The organism is Streptomyces sp. NPDC007095, from assembly GCF_040634475.1.
Taxonomy (GTDB): Bacteria; Actinomycetota; Actinomycetes; order Streptomycetales; family Streptomycetaceae; genus Streptomyces.
The window spans coordinates 1-1,585 of record NZ_JBEYFS010000513.1 but is presented as its reverse complement, the minus strand read 5'-3'; the positions used below and the strand labels follow the sequence as shown (position 1 = coordinate 1,585).

Genomic DNA, 1,585 nt, shown 5'->3' with positions numbered 1-1,585 from the left:
GCGCTGCACGGCGACCGCCGGCCCGCCGCGCGCCCGTCCGGCGGCGGACCCCGCATCGAACCCGGGGAGCCCAGGGAGCCCATCGCCGTCGTGGCCATGGCGTGCCGCTACCCGGGGGGCGTGGAGTCCCCGGAGGATCTGTGGCGGCTCGTCGCGGACGGCACCGACGCGACCTCGGACTTCCCCACCGACCGTGGCTGGAACACGGCCGGCCTGTACGACCCCGACCCCGACCGGCCGGGCACCTCCCTCACCCGCAGGGGCGGCTTCCTGCACCGGGCGGCCGACTTCGACGCGGCCTTCTTCAACATGTCGCCCCGTGAGGCACTGGCCACCGATCCGCAGCAACGGCTGCTGCTTGAGACCGGCTGGGAGCTGCTGGAACGGGCGGGCCTCGACCCGTCGGGGCTGCGCGGCAGCGACACCGGTGTCTTCGTCGGCGTGATGCACGCCGACTACGGGCGCCGCCTCATGCATCGCGGCGGACACGAACTGGAGGCCCATCTCGCCCTCGGTTCGGCGGGAAGCGTCGCCTCCGGCCGGATCGCCTACACGCTGGGGCTGCGCGGGCCCGCCGTGACGGTGGACACCGCGTGTTCGTCGTCGCTGGTGGCGATGCACACGGCCGTACGGTCCCTGCGCGACGGCGAATGCTCGCTGGCCGTCACGGGCGGGGTCACGGTCATGGCCTCGCCCGGCCCGTTCGTCGCGTTCAGCAGGCTGCGCGGGCTGGCGCCCGACGGGCGCTGCAAACCCTTCTCCGCGGCGGCCGACGGCACCGCCTGGGGCGAGGGCGTGGGCCTGGTTCTGCTGGAGCGGCTCTCCGACGCGCGGCGCAACGGTCATCCGGTCCTGGCCGTGCTGCGTGGCTCGGCCGTCAACTCCGACGGCGCGTCCAACGGGCTGACCGCCCCCAACGGGCCCGCGCAGCAACGGGTGATCCACGCGGCCCTCGCCGACGCGGGACTGTCCCCGGCGGACGTCGACACGGTGGAGGCGCACGGCACGGGCACCGCGCTCGGCGATCCGATCGAGGCACAGGCGCTGCTGGCCACGTACGGACAGGACCGAACGGCCCAACGGCCGCTGTGGCTGGGCTCGTTGAAGTCCAATGTCGGGCACACCCAGGCCGCGGCCGGGGTGGGCGGTGTCATCAAGACCGTACTGGCGATGCACCACGAACGGCTCCCGCGGACGCTGCACGCCGACGAGCCGTCGCCACGGGTGGACTGGTCGTCGGGCGCCGTACGGCTGCTGACCCGGGACGAGGAGTGGCGGCCCGTGCCCGGGCGGCCCCGACGGGCGGCGGTGTCGGCGTTCGGCATCGGCGGGACCAACGCGCACGTGATCCTGGAGGAGGCCGAGGCGGGCACGGTCGCCGCAGCACCCTCCCGGCGCGGCACGGTGACACCGCCGCTGCTCCTCTCCGGCGCGAGTCCGGCCGCTCTGCGGGCGCAGGCCGCACGGACCGCGGCCGTACTGCGGGAGCGGCCCGAACTCGCGCGACCGTCGTCACCGACGGCGAGGGACGCACGCTGTGGGCCGGGGCGTTCCGCCCCGGCCGCATGCACGACCAGAGGTCGAC

General features: G+C 75.2%; 1 protein-coding gene. It reads left to right on the top strand.

The genetic code is table 11. The annotated features are described in order from the left end of the window. Positions 1–120 precede the first annotated feature (120 nt). Positions 121–1,585: beta-ketoacyl synthase N-terminal-like domain-containing protein (locus tag ABZ656_RS57850; protein WP_360280786.1), on the top strand; the 1,465-nt coding region annotated here is incomplete at its 3' end.